The sequence below is a fragment of the Chitinophaga sp. CCNWYY40 genome, assembly GCF_037483205.1.
Taxonomy (GTDB): domain Bacteria; phylum Bacteroidota; class Bacteroidia; order Chitinophagales; family Chitinophagaceae; genus Chitinophaga; species Chitinophaga ginsengisegetis.
Map to the genome: position 1 here is coordinate 355,846 of NZ_JBBHLF010000005.1, position 21,349 is coordinate 377,194.

Here is a 21,349-nt window from a genome sequence, read left to right on the forward strand (position 1 = left end):
TTAAAAAAAAGTAGGTTTGCCGCCAATAATCTATAAAAGAAATAAAGCTTTCCAGGATGATGAAAAAAGTTCTCCTTTTTGCCTTTGTAGCAGGTTTAATCAGCTTAAGCGCTGCTGCACAGGATAAAAAACTACCTCCACTTGATGCCAGCCCGATGGATATGGCGTATTACCCTGTAATGTATCCCTATGTTGTAAAAGTAAAAGGCGAACCCGGAACACTGGTAGCCAGAGTAATTTACAGCCGCCCGCAAACCAAAGGAAGGGATATCTTCGGGAACCTGGAAGAATACGGTAAAATATGGCGACTGGGCGCCAACGAGGCCACAGAAATAGAGTTCTTCCGGCCCGTGATCATCGCCGGTAAAAACATCCCGAAAGGACGTTATACCCTCTACGCCATTCCAACAGAAAAAACCTGGACCATCATTCTGAACAAAGACACCGACGTATGGGGAGCTTTCAAATATGATCAGAAAAAGGATGTGGTAAGAACTGCCCTCCCGGTATTGTCGCTGGATACGCCTGTAGAAGCATTTACAATGGTGTTTGAAAAAGGAGATCCGGGCGCCAATCTCATTATCGCCTGGGATAAAGTAAGCGTAAGCCTCCCTATTAAATGGTACGAGGGTTCCGCTGTTCCAAAAAAGAAATAAACCTTACATTATAAAATGCCGCCGGGGCGGGGTAAAAGCAGTGTTCTCCTGCTTTTGCTCCGCCCCGGTAACGTTTATACGAAAACTGTTTACACAGTGGTTGCTGTAAAAAGAAAAAGCGGTAAGAATACCGCCTTAAGAATTTTAACCATATCCTATGAAAAACCTGAAACGAATTTAGCCGGTTTATTCATATCCGTTAGTACCTAATTGGTGAATGATATAAAAATGTTCGTAAGCGTCGAATTTTATGCGATCATATTTTAATATATGCTAAAATGGACAAGTTTGCCCTTCATCAATTGGCCAATCTCCAATCGCAAAAACTGGAGTATATTTGGAAACCATCAGAAATTGATCATTCTAAACTATTTAAGACATGAAGCTGGGTACTAAACTCATACACGCAGGTGTAGCTCCCGATCCGTCTACCGGCGCTATTATGACGCCGATCTTTCAAACGTCTACCTATGTACAAAGTGCGCCAGGGGTGCATAAGGGCTACGAATACGCCCGGACGCAGAATCCTACCCGCGACGCCCTTCAGAACGCATTGGCAGCCATTGAAAACGGTACGCATGGCATTTCTTTCGGCAGCGGACTGGCAGCTACAGACGCAGTTATGAAACTCCTGAGCCCCGGCGACGAGGTAATTGCCACCAACGACCTTTACGGCGGCACCTACCGGATCTTTACCAAAGTGTTTGAACGTTACGGTATCCGGTTCAATTTCATCGACATGTCTGATGCCCGGAACATAGAAGCCCATATTACCCCAAAAACCCGGATGATATGGCTGGAAACACCTACCAACCCGCTTTTAAAAATCATAGATATTGCGGCCTGTGCAACGATAGCGCGTAAAAGTGAAGTGATACTTTGTGTAGATAATACCTTTGCATCGCCTTACCTCCAGAATCCGCTGGACCTGGGCGCTGATATCGTGCTGCATTCGGCCACCAAATACCTCGGAGGCCACAGCGATGTGGTTCACGGCGTAGTGATTGTAAAAAATGAAGACCTCGCCAAACAGCTGTATTTTATCCAGAACAGCTGCGGCGCCGTTCCCGGTCCGCAGGATTGCTTCCTGGTGCTCCGCGGTATCAAAACCTTACACGTACGCATGCAGCGCCATTGTGAAAACGGCGTAGTAGTAGCCAATTTCCTCCGCAACCACCCCAGGGTGGATAAAGTATACTGGCCCGGATTTACAGACCATCCAAATCATGATATTGCCAAACAACAGATGAGAGGCTTCGGAGGCATGATGTCCTTTACATTAAAAGATGATAGCATAGAGTCAGCAAACCGGATCCTGAGCAACACACATTTATTTGCCCTGGCAGAATCGCTGGGAGGGGTAGAGTCGCTGATAGGCCATCCCGCCAGCATGACACACGCCTCCATTCCACGCGCAGACAGAATAAAGAACGGACTCGCAGACTCTCTGATCCGGCTAAGCGTGGGTATTGAAGACGCAGATGACCTCACTGAAGACCTCGCAAAAGCCATCGGGTGAGTAATAGATTTTAATTCTTATGCGGTAAAAATTATCTTTACCGGGAGCGTAAATATTTATCCTAACCATGTCCAGAGCCTTTTTATATCTGAATTGAAGATTCCGGTGTAAAAAGGCTTGTGGTAATACACGTGATTAAACTTATGAAGATCCAGAAACTAAGGGAGTTTTTAGATGCCAAGGCAGCATACTATAATCACCCGGACTTTATAGCTAATGATCCTATTAGCATACCACACCGGTTCACTGTATTGCAGGATATCGAAATCGCCGGCCTTTTTGCAGCTATACTGGCATGGGGAAACCGTACCAGTATTATCAACAAATGCACGGAACTAATGAAAATGATGGATGATTCGCCGTACGATTTTATCCGTCATCACCAGCCGCGGGATCGTATGAAATTACTTTCCTTCTGCCACCGTACTTTCAACGGCCTGGATCTGCTGTATTTTGTAGAGTTCCTCCAGCATTATTACACCAATGTAACATCGCTGGAATTTGCCTTCAGTGCCCACATCACCCCACAGGATGAAAATGTGGAAAAAGCACTGATCGGATTCCGGAAAGTGTTTTTTGCTCTGGAACACCCGGAAAGAACAGTTAAGCACATCGCCACACCGGCAAAGAACTCTGCCTGCAAGCGATTGAATATGTATTTACGCTGGATGGTGAGAAATGACGAAAATGGCGTGGATTTTGGGCTCTGGCAGCACATATCACCTTCGCAACTGGTATGCCCGATGGATGTACACGTGAGCAGAGTGGCCACCAGGCTGGGAATCATTGCCGAGCCAAAGGCCGACTGGAAAACAGCCACCGCCCTTACACACCAGTTGAAGAAACTGGATCCTGATGATCCTGCCAAATATGATTTCGCCTTGTTTGGCCTCGGGGTGATCGAAAAATATGTCTGATAAAATAAAAAATGATAATGAAAAGAATCCTGGGACTGATTGCAATGGTAGTAACACTGTCTTTATCCGTTAAAGCACAGGAATATGTAGCCCTGAACTATACCTTCAACAAAGGAGAGCTATTTGAACTGGAACAGAAAAGCAGAAGCGAAACCTATATGACGGTGAATGAAATTGTACAAAGAACCACCCGCGATTACAACAATATCATTACTATGGAGGTAACCTCCGTGGAACCAGGCAAAACCATCCTCACGTTCCGTTACAAAGATCTGAAATTCAATTTCAACGCTAAAAATCAGAACATCTTTGTAGATGCAAAGGTCACCAAACAGGAAGAACCCTTCCAGGCAGGACTGAAAAAAGTGCTGGACCAACCCTTTACCGTGGAAATACAAACCACCGGGATCATCAATAAGGTAGACGGACTGGAAACTATCCTGGACAATGCCGCCGGGGCTTTCAGCACCCTTAAAAAAGATGAACAGGAAGCCTACAGGAAACTGATGAAAGACCAGTTCGGAACAGATGCTTTCCAGAGCTGGCTGGAACAACTGCTGATCATGTATCCTGCACATGGTATTAAAACCGGCACACAATGGGAGGAAAATGTTCCGCTGCGCGGTGGCCTGATAGGCCGGATAGACCTCTACTGGAACCTGCAGACATGGGACACACAAACCGCAAAGATCGGCGGCACTTCAAAAATCAATACCGATAAAGTACAGATGCTCACCCTGGATGATGGCATCAAAGCTACCGCGGAAATCAGCGGTACCACCTCTTCCAATTACCTGATTAACCGCAGCAGCGGCTTACCCAGCATCTGTGTACAAAATACCGATATGTCTGGCAACTACACCTACAAAGCCGATAAAGCAAAACGTATAAAACACGACCTGAAAGTACCGGTGAAAGTAGTTACCAACGCCTCCTACAAGATAAAACAAATGAAATAATGACCGCACAGCCAGCGCAATATCTCCAGGAAACAGCGGCCTGGACGCGGGACAACTTCGAAATAAGTGTACCCGTGAATGTTAGCTATGAACTACTGGAAGAAATACTGGCGGAGAAACTGCAGCAACTGATCAGCGAAAACTTCTCCCGGTTTATATTCCTGCTTTACCGCACAGATGTAGCAGAAAAAAAAGTAAAAGGAATACTGGAAGATGCCGCCGCTACAGGGGAAGACCCTTACAAGCCCATTGCTGCACTCATTATAGAAAGACAACTGCAAAAGATAACTTCCCGGGCCACATACAAACAAAACGACTTGCCCGATGATGAAGAAAGATGGTAAAAGAAGAAGGGGTGATGCTAAGCGTCACCCCTTCTTCTTTAATTTAAAATGTCAGTTCCTTCACTTTTTCCTTGTCTTCCTTTTCCTTTTCCAGGTCAAAGAAAGTTCCGAATACGTGATCCCATACGGAAGAACTTACACCAAAACCTTTGTCCTCACTCTTATAATGATGGAGGTGATGGTTACGCCACAACGGCTTCATAAACCGTAAAGGCGGGTTCCACGCATGAATGGCGTAGTGCATGCTGCCATAGATCAGGTACCCCAGGATAAAGCCGGGGAAAAACATAAACGTAATTTCACGCAGGAAGATATATTGCACACCAAAAATGGCGGACGCGAGTATCAGGCTTGGTACCGGAGGCATAAATAAACGCTGCTTGTCTCTCGGGTACTCATGGTGGTTACCATGCATTACATAAATAAAGCGTTGCACCCTGGGGCTGTCGCTCGCAAAGTGAAACAAAAACCGGTGCATGATATACTCAAAAAACGACCAGAATAACATGGCCCCAACGAATATACCTGCTACTGAACCGGGTGTAAAGCCGAGGGTATTGTGGCTATAGTAAAGCATGTAGCCAATAATGGGCAAATATAGCCCCCAGATCACCAATGGATGCGTTTTGGTAAGCATCTCAAGATACTGGCTCTCAAATAATCTTGCCTGTCCTTTGTTCTTAATCTTTTCAAACTTCATAACTCCCAAATTTTAGAGTGCAGTTACGGGATATGAATAAAACCTTCCTTATCTACCCTGGCAGCCGTCTCAAAAATGATGCGCATTTTGAAGATGACTGTCGTTATCGAACGCAAAAATACAACGTTCATGCATTATTTCGCTCACTATACTACTCTATAAGGCTATAAATAATATTTATCCCCTCTGTCAATCTTTATAGTTTATCTTAAAATTATGCAGGTCAGGTTTATACTTCCGCCTGCGTTGTAATTCATACCTGTAAATTATTTCCCCCACTTCTTTAAAAAAGGGGTGTCCATCCTCCTCATATTCGTATTTATCATCATTCAAAATACCATCCCTGTTTACATAAATATTGCCTGTAAGCATAAACTCCACCTGGTTCTTAAAGTCAACGATATAGGCCACATCAGTAAGGAAACCGTAAGACCAGCCAGCTTTATTAAATACACGTATATACGGCGGAATGTTCTTTTTACCGGCCTTGAAAAAAAAGAATTTTGTGAAACTGTCGTAATACTCCGCAGTGTCGTACTTCGGCCACAAAGTTTCGGACGGATATTGCGACATATAACGATATAAAAAACGGTAATCATCTTCCGAAATATCAAACCGCTGTGACGCCGGCACACTGGCAGGAAATAACACCGACTGCAGCATCTGTTGTAAATCTGTAAGCGGCAGGTTGTTATGTTTGGTAAAGTCCATCGGCATTAATACCAGCCTGTCGTTCTTATCCAGGTAACCATGCCCCAGCGTTACCTTCCGGCTGTAATCAAAGGTCAGGGTATCATATGCAGCCGGCTGCTCGTATACCAGCTTCCCGTTATCCACAAAACGCACAGGGTTGGTGTGGCGGTTTTCTTCTTCGGTAAGCGGCATAAACCGGCGCACAATGCGTACATCTTTATACCCTTTTGCCCATAACTTTTCGTGAATGGTTTGCTGACCTACAAATTCATACAACCGGTTATAGGCATCGTTATCACTGACAAGAAATATTTTTTTGATATAGTGCTCCACCGATGGCAACAAATTACTGGCAGAACTATCTGTGTGCACGGTCACCTGCCCCTGCCAGGCGCTATCCGTAAGCATAGGCGTATTCCTGTGAAGGCCGGGGGCCCGCAATTCATGCATCTTTTCCAGCGCCAGCAAAGCAATGGGCAGCTTCACCGTACTGGCAGGATTGAAATATTTATTGCCATCCACTTCCAAGTAATAGCTCTTAAAATGAGGTCTGTTATGGGCATCCCGGTCAATTTGCGTATAAATAAGCTGGCAGCGGAACGAATCAGGGTATTGCAGTACATGCCGGAGAGCCGGAGGCGCCTCACGGTCCAGCAGGTTTTTCAGCAGCGTATCTGTGCGGGGTTGTGCCTGCACAACGAATATTTGGCCATACATCAGGAGTAGCAGCAAACAGCAACGCATATCGGTGGTTCTGTTTATAAATATAAAGTAATTCGCCGGCAGCACACAAAAAAATAGCCAACGCTTTTAACCGCCATTCTTATATTTGATCCTTCATACAACCAGAACAATTACCAAACCATGAAACTAGTAAGTTATTTAAGAGAAGAAACAGATCAACTGGCCATCCTGGTGGACGGACTGCTATACAATACGCAGGAACTGTACCCGGATCTGCCTAACAATATGGGCATGTTCCTGATGATGTGGGAAGATGTGATAGACATCGCCAAACGTGCAGACGCCCTGCTGAAAGAAGGCAAAAACCCCAGCTCTGCTATCGGTATTCCCGTAAACAGCGTACAGCTGCTGTCGCCCGTACCTTTCCCCACTTCCTGCAGGGACGGATATGCTTTCCGGCAGCACGTTGCCGCGGCACGCCGCAACCGCAAGGTGCCCATGATCCCGGAGTTCGACCAATACCCGATTTTCTATTTTACCAATCATAACGCAATCCAGGGCCCCGGCGAAATTGTATGTATGCCCGACCATTTCGAAAAACTGGATTTTGAATTGGAAGTGGCCATCGTAATCTGTAAGGCAGGCCGTAACATCACCGCCGCGGAAGCAGACGATTATATCGGCGGATACATGATCATGAACGACATGAGTGCACGCACCCTCCAGATGGAAGAAATGCTGCTTAACCTGGGTCCCGCCAAAGGCAAGGATTTCAGCACCGTAGTAGGCCCCATGCTGGTTACTGCCGACGAACTGGAATCACTGAAAGTGCCCGCGAAAGACGGACATACCGGCAATAACTTCAACCTGAAAATGACCTGCAAGGTAAACGGCATCCCTGTAAGCGAAGGCAATATGGGCGATATGGACTGGACCTTTGCTGAAATTGTGGAACGCTGCGCCTATGGCGTAAATATCCTGCCCGGCGATATTATTGGCAGCGGCACCGTAGGCACCGGCTGCTTCCTGGAACTGAACGGTACCGGCAAACTGAATGATCCCGACTACACCGAACAATGGCTGCAACCCGGCGATGTAGTGGAAATGGAAGTAACCGGCTTAGGTACCTTATCCAATACTATTGTAAAAGAAGATACAGACTTCTCCCTGCTGGCCCTTAAGAAAAAAGCATAACCATGCAGATAGATCCATCACAGGTAAAAACAAGTGAGCTGCATGCTTACCTCCTGGGTGCGGTATCACCCCGCCCCATTTGCTTTGCCAGTACAATTGATGCTGATGGCCAGCCAAACCTGTCGCCCTTCAGCTTCTTTAATGTGTTTGGCTCCAATCCTCCTACACTGATCTTTTCGCCGTCGCGGCGTGTACGCGATAATACGGTAAAGCATACACTGGAAAATGTATACGCCACCAAAGAAGTGGTGATCAACATGGTAAGCTATGATATGGTGCAGCAGGCATCTCTATCTAGCTGCGAATATCCCGCTGGTGTAAATGAATTTGAAAAAGCCGGCTTCACCCCGTTGAAATCTGAAAAAGTACGGCCGTTCCGGGTAAAAGAAAGCCCGGTACAAATGGAGTGTATTGTAAGAGAGATCATTGAAACAGGGCAGGGCGGCGGCGCCGGCAACCTGGTGATCTGCGAACCGGTAATGCTGCACATCAACGAGAACATACTGGATATCAACGGCAAAATAGACCCGCATAAAATAGACCTGGTAGCCCGTATGGGCGGCGACTATTATTGCCGCGCCTCCGGCGATGCCGTGTTCGAGGTAGCCAAACCCAATACCAAACTGGGTATCGGCGTAGATGCGTTACCGTTGGCTATCCGGAATAGCCGAATCCTTACCGGCAACAACCTGGGGCAACTGGGCAATGTTCATGAAGTTCCTTTTGTGGATGCCACCTTTAATGATGATCATCTCAAAAATATTATCCAGTATTACAGCATAACACCGGATGAAATGGAAAAAGAACTGCACTACTATGCAAAGAAATTACTGGACGAAGGCAAAGTAGCCGCAGCATGGCAGGTATTACTGGCCGGCAGCTATTAAGCCGCAAAATAAAAAAGGAAAGGGGCAGAGATGATGATCTCTGCCCCTTTCCTTTTTTATCAGTAATATTATTTTGCACCAAATACCTTCTTCAGCAGGTCGGTAGTTCTGGCTGCAGGATTGGCGCGAATGGCCAGTTCCTCTTTTGCTATCTGGTCAAATAAAGCATTTACGGCCATTGTGGTTACGTAGTCCTGTAAATCAGGGTTTACTTTATTGAAGGTAGTAGGCAGCTTGTTATAATTATTTACGATATCCGCATAATAACGGGTAGCGCTGGTGCTGTCGAGCGATTTCTTGATCACCGGCATGAACGCGGTTTTCAGCGAATCGGTTGTTTTGCTTTTAAAGAAATCGGTGGCAGATGTGTTTCCACCTTTCACCAGGTTCACTGCGTCGGTGAGGGTCATTTGTTTGATGGCACCTACGAAGATAGGAGCGGCATAACCCACTGCTTTTTCCGCGGAACGGTTAATTTGCAGGATGGCCTTATCTACCTGGCTACCCAAACCAATTGCCCGTAAGGTGTTACCAATTTTCACCGCATCTTCCGGCAGTAACAGCTTATATACATCACTTCCAAAGAAACCATCTTTTTTATTCAGCTTTGCAATACCGGCAGCCACCCCTTTAGCCAAAGCTTCCTTAATACCGGAACCTGCATCAGATTCAGTTAACCCGGCGAGGGAAGTACCACTACCGGTACTTGTGCTGCTACTCTTGTTTGTGGCGGTTTCCAGCTGTTTACCCAGCTTCTTCAGGAATTGGGCCTGGGTAGCCTGCAGACTAAAAAAGCCCAGCAGTACCAATAATGAACGTTTAAGCATAGTGTTATTATAAATATTAATATCTTTCAAAAGTATAAATTATTCGTGTAAAGTCAACAGTGGTATATGGGTCTGATATGCCAGTTTTGAAGTACGGCTGCGCTTGAAGATGCTTTCAAATAATCCATGTTTTTTGGGAATTGTAAGAATAAGATCTGCTTTATTCTCTTCGGAAAATTCCACAATTCCCGCTACTACATTGGGATTATCGATGAAATGGTACTCCGGGCGGAAATCTTCCAGCAGGGTATCCAGCATCAGTGTTTCAAAAGGTGTATCAGTGCTGAAATGCCTGCTTTCATGATCTATATTGATTACATGCAGTTCTGCATTAAAAATATGTAATAGTTTCTTTAGTGGTTCTACCGGTGTGGTTTCCGCCACTTTCCGCAGATCCGCTGCAAAAACAATCTTTTCTATGGGTTTATATTTTGCAGACCCGGGAACGATCAGCACCGGGTAGCTCGTATTTTTCACTACATCAATTGTATTGGAGCCAACCAGTACTTCTTCCAGTTTACTGCCACCGGTAATGCCCATTACAATCAGGTCCACTTCTTCATTTTTACATACATCCTCAATAGTGGCGGCCAGCAAAGTGTTGTCTGCACGGGTCAGCAGCGTAGTGCCTTCCTGGATGAGGGGCGTCAGCTCTGCTTTCATTTTCTCCAGACCTTCAAGGCTGGCATCTCTCAGATCATCCGGATTTACCATTGGAATCATGGTAGGCACATCGGGGATAGGTACAATCAGCTCATATGCGTGGTACAATACAATGCGGGTAGCCCCTAAACTGTTTCCCAGGGCAATAGCGTAGGTAGCGGCATTATAAGCGGTATCAGAAAAATCAGTAGGTACTAAAATTGTTTTCATATGGGCTAATTTTAAGATACTAATAAGCACTACTTAAAGTTAACGATGTGCATTGGTATATGAACGCTTTATGAAAATTTAATGCCACATTTACATTGTATAAAACAAAAAGGCGGATGACCATAGCCATCCGCCTTTTTATTTTTATTAAGATGATTTTATTTCTGTTGTTCCGGCTTCATCTGCGGGAAGAAGAGTACATCCTGGATAGATGGCTGGTTTGTCATCAGCATGGTTAAGCGGTCGATACCGATACCGATACCGGAGGTAGGTGGCATACCATATTCCAGGGCGCGTAAGAAATCGTAGTCGATGTACATGGCTTCATCATCGCCGCGTTCCATCAGTTTCACCTGTTCTTCAAAACGTTCGCGCTGATCAATAGGATCATTCAACTCACTGTAGGCATTGGCAATTTCCTTACCGTTTACCATCAGCTCAAAACGTTCTACCAAACCAGCTTTGCTGCGGTGCTTCTTGGTGAGCGGGCTCATTTCTACCGGATAATCGGTGATGAAAGTAGGCTGGATATAATTGCCTTCGCATTTTTCACCAAAGATCTCATCTATCAGTTTGGCTTTGCCGAACTTGGCGTCCACGTGGATACCCAGTTGCTTACATGCGTCGCGCAGCTGTGCTTCATCCATAGCGGCAATATCCAAACCGGTATGTTCCTGTATGGCTTCATACATAGACACCCGGCGGAATGGCGCTTTAAAATCAATGGTTTTGTCGCCTACCTGTACAATGGTGGTGCCATGTAAGGTGAAGGCAATTTTCTCCAGCAGCGATTCTGTGGTGCGCATCATCCACTCGTAGTCTTTGTAGGCAGCGTACATTTCCATTACCGTAAATTCCGGGTTATGGGTACGGTCCATTCCTTCGTTGCGGAAATCTTTTGCAAACTCGTACACCCCTTCAAAACCGCCTACGATGAGGCGTTTCAGGTATAACTCATTGGCTATACGAAGATAGAGTGGCATATCCAGCGCATTGTGGTGCGTAACAAACGGACGGGCAGTAGCACCGCCGGGGATAGGTTGCAGGATTGGCGTTTCTACTTCCAGGTAACCCAGGTTATTATAGAAGTCGCGGATCGTTTGCATCATCCGGGTACGCTTGATGAACACCTCTTTTACTTCGGGGTTAATCACCAGGTCCACGTAACGCTGACGGTATTTGAATTCCGGATCGGTTACCTCATCAAATACTTCCCCTTCTTTCGCCTTTACTACCGGCAGGGGACGCAGTGATTTGGACAGAATGGTGATTTCCTTTGCATGGATGGAGGTTTCACCGGTTTTGGTGATAAAGGCGTAGCCTTTTACACCTATAAAGTCGCTGATATCCAGCAGTTTCTTGAATACGGTATCGTACATGGATTTATCTTCCCCGGGGCAGATGTCGTCCCGGCGGATATATACCTGGATACGGCCTACGCTGTCCTGGATAACGGCAAATGCCGCCTTACCCATATCACGAACGCTCATAATACGGCCTGCCAGGCATACTTCCTGGAATTGTTCCTTTGTTTCTTCCGAATAATTGGCTTTTATGTTTACGGAAGTATCATTAACCGGGTATTCAGCTGCAGGGTAGGGGTCTATACCTAGGTTATGCAGTTCCTGTAATTTTTCCCGGCGTATAATCTCTTGCTCAGATAATTGTGTCATGTAGTAATTTAATTGCACTAATGGAGTGCAAAAATAGTAAAAAGGGCTGTAAGACTACAGCCCTCTTATTTTTTGACCATATCCTATGAAAACCAGACTAAAGATAACCGCTTCCACTGCTATTTACAGCCCCAATTAACCGTCGCGGGGAAATCTTTCATATCTGGTGGTATTTGACCTGTTGCCGGTTTGCGGGGTATGCCCGTTTGTGTAAATTGTGACCGCTATTTTTCAGTTATGCTTATTTTCGTCCGCTAACGACAACAAAACAACCACCTGATATCTTACAAATGATGAGAAGCGAACAATGGTTAAAACCAACCACTATCAGCGGTGTAGGCTTACTGCTGCTGACTGCCCCCTGTTTAAAGGCCCAGCAAAAGCAGGACCTTACCTATGAACAGGCTTTTAAAGGCAAAGCAACCCATATCACCAAACCATTACCGGCCATCCGCGACTGGGCTGATGGAGAGCATTACCTGGAAATGCGCCCTGATGCGGCTAATGGCCGTATGCAGGCATGGTCTGTAGATGCGCGCACCGGCAAAGCCACCATTTACACTGCACCGGTAGACGGCCCCAGTGTAGAAGTACGCGAAAAAGATGTGTTCTATAAAGCGGCTGATGGCAACACCGTGCGGTTGACCAACGACGCTGCAGAAGAAAAAAATCCAACCCTTTCGCCGGATGGGAAATATGTGGCATTTACCCGCAACAATGACCTCTACAGCGTGGAAGTAGCTACCAAAAAAGAAACCCGCTACACTACCGATGGTTCCGATGTAATATATAATGGTTGGGCATCCTGGGTATATTATGAAGAAATCCTGGGCCGGCCTACGCATTACCGCGCTTTCTGGTGGAGTCCCAACAGCAGGCAGATCGCCTACATGCACTTTGACGATACCAAAGTGCCCGTATTCCCTATCTATAGCGAGAAAGGCCAGCACGGATACCTGGAAAACACCCGCTATCCTAAAGCCGGCGATCCCAACCCAGCTGTGAAAGTAGGCGTGGTACCCGTTACCGGCGGCGCCACCGTTTGGGCCGATTTCAACGAAAACGACGACCAGTATTTTGGTACGCCCTTCTGGACCGACGATAGCCAGCAACTGTGGATGCAATGGATGAACCGCGGACAGGACAACCTGAAAATATACAGCATCAACCCGCAAAGCGGCGTCAAAAAGGAAATCTATGATGAAAAACAAAAAACCTGGATCGATTGGTTCGATGCCGTTCCTTTTGTGCAAAACAATCACGGTTTCCTGCTGCAAAGCGATAAAACCGGCTGGTCGCACCTCTACCTCCATAATATGGATGGTTCCCTGAAAAAACAACTGACCTCCGGCAACTGGACCGTGAAAGAAGTTCTGCAGATAGACGATAAGAATCAGCTGGTATACTTCACCGCCCGTAAAGAAGCGTCTACCCGTTTCGACCTGTATAAGGTGAGCATGAAAACCGGTGCACTTACCCGTTTAACCAACGGTAACTATAATAATGTGATCAAACTGGCGCCTGGAGGTAAATACTTTATTACTACTTATTCCAACCTGCAAACGCCCTCAAAAATGGCCCTGCTGGACAATAATGGTAAACTGGTGCGGGAACTTGGCGACAGCAAAGGAGAAAATTTTAACGATTACAACCTCGCCCAAACAACGCTGAAAACATACAAGACCCGCGACGGACTGGAACTTCCACTCACTATTACCATGCCGCTGCATATGGAACCTGGTAAGAAATATCCAATTCTGATCAGCATTTATGGCGGCCCTAACGCCGGTACCGTTTATGATACCTGGAAATATGGTAATGTACAACAGTGGTGGGCGCAGGAAGGCGTAATCCAGGTGGCTATTGATAACCGCAGCAGCGGACAGCTCGGCAAAATGGGCATGAATTATATTCACCGTCAGCTGGGTAAACATGAAATAGAGGATTATATGGACGCCGCTATATGGCTCCGTTCCCAGCCCTGGGCCGATAGTAGCAAAATATGCATGACCGGCGGCAGTTTTGGCGGTTACATGACCTGCATGGCCCTCACCTATGGCGCCGATGTATTTAACTATGGCATGGCTAACTACGCGGTAACCGATTGGCAGCTGTACGACAGCCACTATACCGAACGCTATATGGATACCCCGGCTGAGAATCCCGAAGGTTACAAGGCTACCTCAGTAATGACCTACGCCGATAAATATAAAGGACTGATCCGTATTGTACATGGTACAATGGACGATAACGTGCACATGCAGAACTGCATCCAACTGATCGATAAACTGGAAAATCTTAATAAGCATTTTGAATTTATGCTGTATCCGGGCGAACGTCACGGATGGGGTGGCTTAAAAAGTGTGCATTCTTCCGGTGAATCTTACCGGTTTATTTATAATAACCTGCTGGATAAACCTTATCCTGCACTGTTCAGTAAGTAAGTACAACACTATAAAAAAGCATTACGGCTTGACATACAGATATACGCTTGTATCTGTTTGTCAAGCCGTAATGCTGTTAATGAGTTTTGGAAAATTACCGGAAAAGAGAAGGCAGAGGGAAAAATAGGACTTCAGAAAAAAGAAACAGGGCTGCAAGACTACAGCCCCGAAAAATTTTAACCATATCTTTATTGAAAAACCTATACCAAAGGTGGCCGATTTTTATCATACTGCGATGGCCATTCTAGTGAATGATATATTTTATCCGGTAAACGTATCAAAAGTGAAGGTGAACGTATGAGGGCAAAAAACACTTCATGATAAGCTGGTATGCGAGTAAAATCCCACAATAAATTGATTATCAGCTCAAGTAGGTGTTTAAACAGTTATTTTACCCTTTTTCCGGGTCTGGTGGGTAAAAAGCAAAAAAAAAGGGCTGGTAAGAATACCGCCCTTGTAATAATTTTAACCATATCCTATGAAAAACCTAGAACAAAGATATACTGCCGATTTTAGTAATAGGTTTCATTTCCGTGAACGATGTATTATTGTTCGTAAACTGATGATAATGGATAACGTCTTATTATATTATTTTAATAATAATATTATTAATATTTAGAATTATATAATTTAAATATCTATTACTCTATGATAATAAGATAGAAGAAGTATTTTCCGGGTTTATTTATAAATCCAATTAAGCTATACGTTGCCCGTTGACCACTTTCATATCCGGCTGAAGTAACACAATTTCCTTGTTATCGCCCACTGCACCCAAAACGAGGCATTCCGACATAAAGTTTGCGATTTGCTTTGGCGGAAAATTCACCACCGCCACAATTTGCTTTCCAACCAGGTCCTCTTTCCGGTAAAGACGGGTAATCTGGGCAGACGATTTCCTGATCCCGGTTTCCGGGCCAAAATCTATTACCAACTGATAAGAAGGATTACGGGCTTTGGGAAAATCGTTTACTTCCAGGATAGTGCCTACTCTCATTTCAACTTTTTCAAAATCGGGCCAGCTGATAGTTTCCATGCGCTAATTTTTTCGGCCAATATAGCCATCCCGGTTGTTGTTAGCAAGTTTAAAACAAAGCTTTGCACAAGGGCAGTCGTCTGTATTCCATTATTTTGAGGTTTTGGTATCATAAGATGACTACATAACAATGATTGTATTCAAATGTTATGAACGGTAGTAAACAATGCACCAAACCCGGCAAACTGGCATAATTATTGACTTTTTTATTCCAAATTTTAGGTTAAAAAATAGGTTAAAGCGAAAGAACCCCACCTGCAGAGGTGGGGTTCTTTCGTGTATATATTCACGTTAGTGATATCAGTTGAGGGCGGCGGTGCTGTCCTGGACAGTAATAGGACCACTAACCTTTAGTATTTTCTTTTCGCTGAAGTCCTGGTTAGCTTCCAGTCCCCATCCATGCAACGAGTCGGTAGGCGTTTTAATAAACACTTCTTTTGTAGAGTAGAAGATCTTTCTCTTGGGATCCCAGTTCAGTTCTTTGGTATCCAGCCGCTCTCCCTTCTTATTAATTACAATCACGCTATCTGACAGGAATACGTCTCCGTCATCTTCCATAAATTTTCCCTTCTTGGCCGATAGTGTACTTTCCAGCCCCAGGCTATCATTATACATAAACACTTTCAGCCCGTTATTAAAGGCCACATAGGTTGGCTTATCCAAACCACGCTCCATAGTGGGGCCCATTAATTTTGCATTTACCTTTCCGCCCTGGCTGAATATGATCACGATATCCTGCCCGTTTTCCGTGGCTGCTTTTTTGGAATCCAGTTCCATCACGGCATCAATATCGTTTTCGCAGCTACTAACGGCAATGGCTATTATAAAAAATAAAATGGCTCTTTTAATCATTTGAATGGATAATACTTCAAAGATAGGAATTCGCTTTCAGCTTCCTTTAAAACGAAGCGGAGATATAAGCGTAGTCCGTATTTAAACTTAGCTTATATCTCCGCTGCATGTATATGTGCAAAAAAGTTATTCGTATTTACGTTTGATAAACCATTTATCACTCAGGGTAAAGCCCAGTGATATACGGTAAATGTTTTCTTTCAGTACGGTTTCGTTGTTACCGCGGTGAGCTACTTCAAACGCCAGGTTGATCATACTGTACTGGTTGGAGTAAGGCATGCGGCGCACGGGCAAACCAGCACCTACTGTGAAGCCCAAAGTAGGCATATTCACACCTTGAAGCTGGAGGTAGTCTTTTCCGTAGTAACCACCCAGGCGATACGCTACCCGGTTCCAGTAACCGCTGAGTGCAGTTGCATTGGGGACAAACTGTCCGCCGACAGCCAGCTTCCAGGAATTCTGCAGGGAATCTTTGTTACCGAAATTTTTATAATTCTCCCACTGGCTGGAATTAAAGTCTACCCCAATCATCCATTTATCAAATTTACGGAGCATGATACCTGCGCCAAATTCCTGCGGAAATACCACAGTTCCCCTGTCGCCTTTTGTATACTTAACGGTATCCTGTGTAACGTAGTTATTGGAAGATGCATCAAACTGCACGGTTTCATTAAGTATTTCCTGGCGGGCATTCATGTTCTGCTTCAAACTTCCGGAGGCGCCAAAGGTCAGGTCCATATCCGATTTCAGCTTAGCCCTGTACTGTACACCCACTTTATAAAAAAAGCTGTTGTAGGTAGTACGGAACATACGGTGGGAAGCATACATGGTAGGATCCGGGAAGGTGAGGCGGGTATTGTTTTCGATGTTGCCAAAAAGATAACCCAGGTTTACCCCAACGCTGAAGTGGCCAAAACGCACACCAGTACCGGCATATAGCTGGTAAAGACCGCCGCTGCCTTCGTATTTGCTGGTCAGTGGAACCCTCAGTGTGTCAAAGAAAGTACCGTTACCTGATTCCTGGATGTTATAGGATACCCTTGTTACCGGGCGCAGCCCCAGATTCAAGCCCCATTTGTTGGTAATCAGCGGAATACCCAGCTGCAGGTAAGAGAGGGTACCGAATCCGGAACTAAATTTTGATCCCTTGTCGTTAATAGAGCGGGCGCCGCCTTCCACTCCCACGTCAAATGTGGTGAGCAGCAGGCTGGAGTAGCTGGCCGGATTAATAAAGTTGACTGATTGCGGATCACTATAAGCCTGAGAAACGCCTCCCATTCCACGGTTTACCGTGTTCTGGTTATTATGCAGATCTCCTAATCCGTAACGGGAGTATGGTGAGTTGTCCTGTGCGATAGCCTTATTTGCCAATAGAAAAAAACTTCCAAGCAGGCAAAGAATACTGACTTTTGTCCAATGCATTTAGTATCAGAATTGAGTTTAAGCCCTTATTCCAGTGAAAATATGGGTCTGCAAATATCTACTTTTTAAGGCGGGAAGCAAAAAAATCCAAAAAACCACCTGTTAAATGCACGTTAAAGTTGCGGTCTTGATGCCCTGAAAATCAAGTCAGACGGGCATCTTCATAAAAATTATAAATTGTCGGCAGATAAGTTCCTGAAGTGACCATTTAATAAAACCCGCTCTTTCAGCCTTTCCATCTCCGCCATCATGGGAATTACCTTGTGTAAATGGCGCTTCAGGTACTCCAGTCGCTGCGCTTCGTAGAAAAGGTGAAGCATTTCATATTCCTCATCGAGCGATAGCCCGGCATGGTGCGCCAGATCGTAGGAACTGAGCTGGCTGTCTTCTTTCTTAAACGATTTATGGATCTGGAGAATAGCATGCAACTCCCGGACACCATGCAATACCTCCTGCAGTAACCGGTTATTGCCGGCTTCATTATTCTCCGGATAATTTACAATGGCGCCGGCGTACAATTTCTCCGGGATCTCGGAAACATGCTCCAAAATGCGAAAAACACTGTCTCCGACGGTAATTATGTCCATTTCCCCGCTCTCATATATTTTTTCTACCTTTTTTATTTGGACGAGTGTTCCATATTCCATAATTTTTTTATTTATTACAACTGGAATACCAAATGGCTTTTGCTCGGCCAAACAGGCTGCAATTAATTGCTTGTACCGGGGCTCAAAAACATGCAGATTTAACTGCTCTCCCGGATACACTACAATTCCAAGCGGAAATATGGAGATAAAATTCGTCATCTGTATTAATTATTCGCCATCGGACTGACGACCAATATACGCCAGGAAGATAAATTTATCTGGAAATGGCCGAAAGATAATTATCGCTTTTTCGTAAAAAGTTGTAATATCTTCGCTTAAGCATTTAGTTATATATAAATATATACCTGACAATTATTCAAACTGATTAACATGCCAAGATTTGTGATAGACTGTGAAAGAATGAAATATCCGAATAACGGTCTATATACTTATTGCAGTGAACTTGGCCAAACATTAACAAAGCTGATCTCTCCTCCTGAGGAGTTGTACTTCTACCTGCCCTCCTATAAAGAAACACTTTTTTCAAACCACCCACATTACAAACAAAAAGCATGGCATAAACTGTGGATGCCCTATTCAAAAGACATTCAGCTCTGGCATACCACCTACCAGTTATCCGACTATATCCCTGCTTCACCTGATATCAAACGGGTATTAACTATACATGATCTCAATTTCTTATACAAGCCTAATTACAAACATAAAATATCGGGCCAGCTGGCAAAAGTACAGCGGATGATCAACAAAGCCGATCATCTTATTACTATTTCAAATTATGTAAAAGAAGATGTTATGCAGCATCTTGAAATAGGAGATACCCCGCTGAGCGTTATTTATAATGGCTGTGATGTAAAATCATTCCCATCATTTAATGAACCGCTTTACCGCCCTTCCCGGCCGTTTCTTTTTACAATTGGTACCATCTTACCGAAGAAAAATTTTCATGTTATTCCGCGGTTGTTAAAAGACACTGATTATGAATTGATTATAGCCGGGAATGCGAATACCACCTATCAAAAACAGATCCTGCAGGAAGCAGCTGCCTACGGCGTTCTGGACCGGGTTAAAATCATCGGCCCCATAGATGAAAAAAGCAAATACTGGTATTTCAGTAATTGCGCCGCTTTTGTTTTCCCGTCTATCGCAGAAGGCTTTGGCATTCCTGTAATAGAGGCCATGCACTATGGGAAACCGGTATTTCTTTCAGACAAAACCAGCCTGCCCGAAATTGGCGGCGACCTTGCCTACTACTTCGAAAATTTTGACCCTGCCTACATGCAGGAGGTTTTCAATAAAGGGATGACCCATTACGAAGCCACCCAACCAATGGCTGCCCTTAAAAAGCACGCCGACAGCTTCAGATGGAAGGAAATAGGGGAACAATACCTCAATATTTACCGGTCATTGATCGCGTAAACAGGGAATACCGCTTATTTTTGTTCTTTAAATTCTGTAAACAGTAAGATGTACCAGCAGCATATACCCGGACTCTTAAACGGAAATATCAAATCACTGGCCCGTTGCATTTCCCTTGTTGAAAACGAAGCAACAGGATATGAACAGCTGCTGGAACAAATACCTGTGAATGACCATACCAAGGTGGTGGGCATCACCGGTCCTCCCGGTGCAGGTAAAAGCACTCTTGTGAATGTACTCATCACTCAATTACTGGAACAGGATAAAAGTGTGGCTATCATAGCCGTGGATCCTTCTTCTCCTTTCAACTTCGGCGCCCTGCTGGGCGACCGGATCAGGATGAGCCAACACTTCAACCACCCGCGTGTGTTTATCCGCTCTATGGCCAGCAGAGGTGCCCTCGGCGGATTAAGCCCTAAAATTATAGAAGTAAGCGACCTTATTAAAGCCGCCGCATTCGACTACCTTTTTATAGAAACCGTAGGCGTAGGCCAAAGTGAAGTGGAAATAGCCGGCGTGGCAGATACAACGGTTGTGGTAGTAGTTCCGGAAGCCGGCGACGAAATACAAACCATGAAAGCCGGGTTAATGGAAATCGCAGACATTTTTATTGTGAATAAAGCAGACCGGGATAATGCCGATGCCTTTGTGAAAAATTTACGGCTGCTTGCGCATAGTAAGCATCGTGGCGACTGGGAAATCCCGGTGATCAAATCGGTGGCTACCCAACAGTCAGGCATACACGAAATTATTGAAGCCATTGAAAAACATCATGCCATCATCTCCCATCAGCAACAAAAACATGTTCTGCTACTCGCAGAAAAAGCCTGGCAACTGATACAGCACAGGCGCATGAAAGATATCTCCAAACAAATTCTCCAACAGGAAATACAACAACTGCTGCAACAAAAAACGTTTAACCTTTACCGTTATATCGGCACTAAAAGCTAAGGATACATGCGCTATCTTAACCTGATCACGGATGCATATCTGGTGGCGGCTAATCCGGCCAATGCCGTTGCTATGAAAGCATACATGCGCGACCAGTTTGAATACCTGGGCATTACTGCGCCGGAGCGCCGCCTTATCAACAAAGGGTTAAAAGCAGAATATGGATTGCCTGCCATTGGCGAAATGCCGGCCCTGGTAAAAGCATTATGGAAAAAACCGGAACGTGAATATCAGTATGCCGCTATAGATTTTATGCAACTGTTAAACAAAGAATGGAGAGCAGAAGATATCCATCTCTTTGAATACATGATTGTTCATAAATCGTGGTGGGACAGCGTGGACGCTATAGTATCATGCCTCGCAGGTCCGTGGCTGAAAAAGTTTCACGAAGCATCACCGGCTATTACCAACCAATGGATCAGCAGTGAAAATATGTGGTTGCAACGTGCAGCCATTATACACCAGAACGCATACAAGCAACATACCAACGAGCAGCTGTTATATCATTATGTAAAACAATGCGCCCATTCCAAAGAATTTTTTATCCAGAAAGCCATTGGCTGGGCTTTGCGGGAATATGCCAAAACAAATCCCAACAGTGTACGCAAATTTGTTGATGGCCATACACTCGCACCACTCAGCAGGCGTGAGGCGCTTCGCAGAATTGTTTAGATAATTTTTTGCTACCTTTGCC

At 45.0% G+C, this 21,349-nt stretch carries 19 protein-coding genes and 1 pseudogene; 11 read left to right on the forward strand and 9 right to left on the reverse strand.

Annotated elements, in window-relative coordinates; translation table 11 throughout:
• Positions 1-59 precede the first annotated feature (59 nt).
• The 5 genes from V7S65_RS20470 (at position 60) to V7S65_RS20490 (ending at position 4,395) form a co-directional block, all read left to right on the forward strand.
• Positions 60-656 (forward strand): DUF2911 domain-containing protein, encoded by a 597-nt coding sequence (locus tag V7S65_RS20470; protein WP_336387779.1) that lies wholly within the window; start codon positions 60-62, stop codon positions 654-656.
• A 379-nt stretch (positions 657-1,035) separates the two neighbouring features.
• A complete protein-coding gene (locus V7S65_RS20475; protein WP_336387778.1) occupies positions 1,036-2,175 on the forward strand; it encodes a cystathionine gamma-synthase in 1,140 nt (379 codons plus the stop codon).
• 143 nt (positions 2,176-2,318) lie between these two features.
• Positions 2,319-3,092, forward strand: coding sequence for a TIGR02757 family protein (locus V7S65_RS20480; protein WP_111577076.1), 774 nt, complete (start codon positions 2,319-2,321; stop codon positions 3,090-3,092).
• A 17-nt stretch (positions 3,093-3,109) separates the two neighbouring features.
• Positions 3,110-4,051, forward strand: a complete 942-nt coding sequence (locus V7S65_RS20485; RefSeq protein WP_111577077.1) for a DUF6263 family protein — start codon at positions 3,110-3,112, stop codon at positions 4,049-4,051.
• Positions 4,051-4,395, forward strand: coding sequence for a hypothetical protein (locus V7S65_RS20490; RefSeq protein ID WP_079471746.1), 345 nt, complete (start codon positions 4,051-4,053; stop codon positions 4,393-4,395). The genes V7S65_RS20485 and V7S65_RS20490 overlap by 1 nt, the downstream gene beginning before the upstream one ends.
• Positions 4,396-4,438: 43 nt before the next feature.
• Here the strand turns inward: V7S65_RS20490 and V7S65_RS20495 are convergent, their stop codons facing one another.
• Positions 4,439-5,095 (reverse strand): sterol desaturase family protein, encoded by a 657-nt coding sequence (locus tag V7S65_RS20495; RefSeq protein WP_079471745.1) that lies wholly within the window; start codon positions 5,093-5,095, stop codon positions 4,439-4,441.
• A gap of 189 nt (positions 5,096-5,284) precedes the next feature.
• A complete protein-coding gene (locus V7S65_RS20500; protein ID WP_336387777.1) occupies positions 5,285-6,532 on the reverse strand; it encodes a serine hydrolase in 1,248 nt (415 codons plus the stop codon).
• Between the two features lie 120 nt (positions 6,533-6,652).
• Here V7S65_RS20500 and V7S65_RS20505 point away from each other — a divergent pair, with 120 nt between their 5' ends.
• Positions 6,653-7,666 (forward strand): fumarylacetoacetate hydrolase family protein, encoded by a 1,014-nt coding sequence (locus V7S65_RS20505; protein WP_336387776.1) that lies wholly within the window; start codon positions 6,653-6,655, stop codon positions 7,664-7,666.
• A 2-nt stretch (positions 7,667-7,668) separates the two neighbouring features.
• Positions 7,669-8,106: pseudogene (locus tag V7S65_RS32255) on the forward strand (flavin reductase family protein); the annotation flags it as partial.
• Positions 8,107-8,621: 515 nt separating this feature from the next.
• Here the strand turns inward: V7S65_RS32255 and V7S65_RS20515 are convergent.
• The 3 genes from V7S65_RS20515 to lysS form a co-directional block, all read right to left on the reverse strand.
• Positions 8,622-9,380, reverse strand: coding sequence for a DUF4197 domain-containing protein (locus tag V7S65_RS20515; RefSeq protein WP_079471800.1), 759 nt, complete (start codon positions 9,378-9,380; stop codon positions 8,622-8,624).
• Positions 9,381-9,419: 39 nt separating this feature from the next.
• Positions 9,420-10,253 (reverse strand): universal stress protein, encoded by an 834-nt coding sequence (locus V7S65_RS20520; RefSeq protein WP_336387775.1) that lies wholly within the window; start codon positions 10,251-10,253, stop codon positions 9,420-9,422.
• Between the two features lie 158 nt (positions 10,254-10,411).
• Positions 10,412-11,926 carry a lysine--tRNA ligase gene (lysS, locus tag V7S65_RS20525; protein WP_336387774.1) on the reverse strand — a complete coding sequence of 505 codons (1,515 nt, stop codon included), beginning with the start codon at positions 11,924-11,926 and terminating at the stop codon, positions 10,412-10,414.
• Between the two features lie 293 nt (positions 11,927-12,219).
• On the opposite strand from lysS, the gene V7S65_RS20530 reads away from it, so the two are divergent.
• Complete coding sequence (locus V7S65_RS20530) at positions 12,220-14,370, forward strand: S9 family peptidase (RefSeq protein WP_336387773.1); 2,151 nt, start codon at positions 12,220-12,222, stop codon at positions 14,368-14,370.
• A gap of 697 nt (positions 14,371-15,067) precedes the next feature.
• Here the strand turns inward: V7S65_RS20530 and V7S65_RS20535 are convergent.
• From V7S65_RS20535 to V7S65_RS20550, 4 genes are all read right to left on the reverse strand, one after another.
• Positions 15,068-15,406 (reverse strand): tRNA-binding protein, encoded by a 339-nt coding sequence (locus V7S65_RS20535; RefSeq protein WP_079471739.1) that lies wholly within the window; start codon positions 15,404-15,406, stop codon positions 15,068-15,070.
• A 300-nt stretch (positions 15,407-15,706) separates the two neighbouring features.
• Positions 15,707-16,258, reverse strand: coding sequence for an LPS export ABC transporter periplasmic protein LptC (gene lptC / locus V7S65_RS20540; RefSeq protein WP_079471738.1), 552 nt, complete (start codon positions 16,256-16,258; stop codon positions 15,707-15,709).
• A gap of 126 nt (positions 16,259-16,384) precedes the next feature.
• Complete coding sequence (locus V7S65_RS20545) at positions 16,385-17,680, reverse strand: hypothetical protein (protein ID WP_133256123.1); 1,296 nt, start codon at positions 17,678-17,680, stop codon at positions 16,385-16,387.
• Between the two features lie 170 nt (positions 17,681-17,850).
• Positions 17,851-18,486 (reverse strand): LON peptidase substrate-binding domain-containing protein, encoded by a 636-nt coding sequence (locus V7S65_RS20550; RefSeq protein ID WP_079471736.1) that lies wholly within the window; start codon positions 18,484-18,486, stop codon positions 17,851-17,853.
• Positions 18,487-18,657: 171 nt separating this feature from the next.
• On the opposite strand from V7S65_RS20550, the gene V7S65_RS20555 reads away from it, so the two are divergent.
• The 3 genes from V7S65_RS20555 to V7S65_RS20565 are packed head-to-tail and all read left to right on the forward strand — an operon-like array spanning position 18,658 to position 21,327.
• Positions 18,658-19,704: a glycosyltransferase family 4 protein gene (locus V7S65_RS20555; RefSeq protein ID WP_336387772.1), complete on the forward strand. Its 1,047-nt coding sequence runs from the start codon at positions 18,658-18,660 to the stop codon at positions 19,702-19,704.
• A gap of 48 nt (positions 19,705-19,752) precedes the next feature.
• On the forward strand, positions 19,753-20,655 hold the full coding sequence (meaB, locus tag V7S65_RS20560; RefSeq protein ID WP_336387771.1) for a methylmalonyl Co-A mutase-associated GTPase MeaB: 903 nt from the start codon (positions 19,753-19,755) through the stop codon (positions 20,653-20,655).
• A gap of 6 nt (positions 20,656-20,661) precedes the next feature.
• Entirely contained in the window at positions 20,662-21,327 is a 666-nt protein-coding gene (locus tag V7S65_RS20565; RefSeq protein ID WP_336387770.1) for a DNA alkylation repair protein, read from the forward strand.
• Positions 21,328-21,349: the final 22 nt, after the last annotated feature.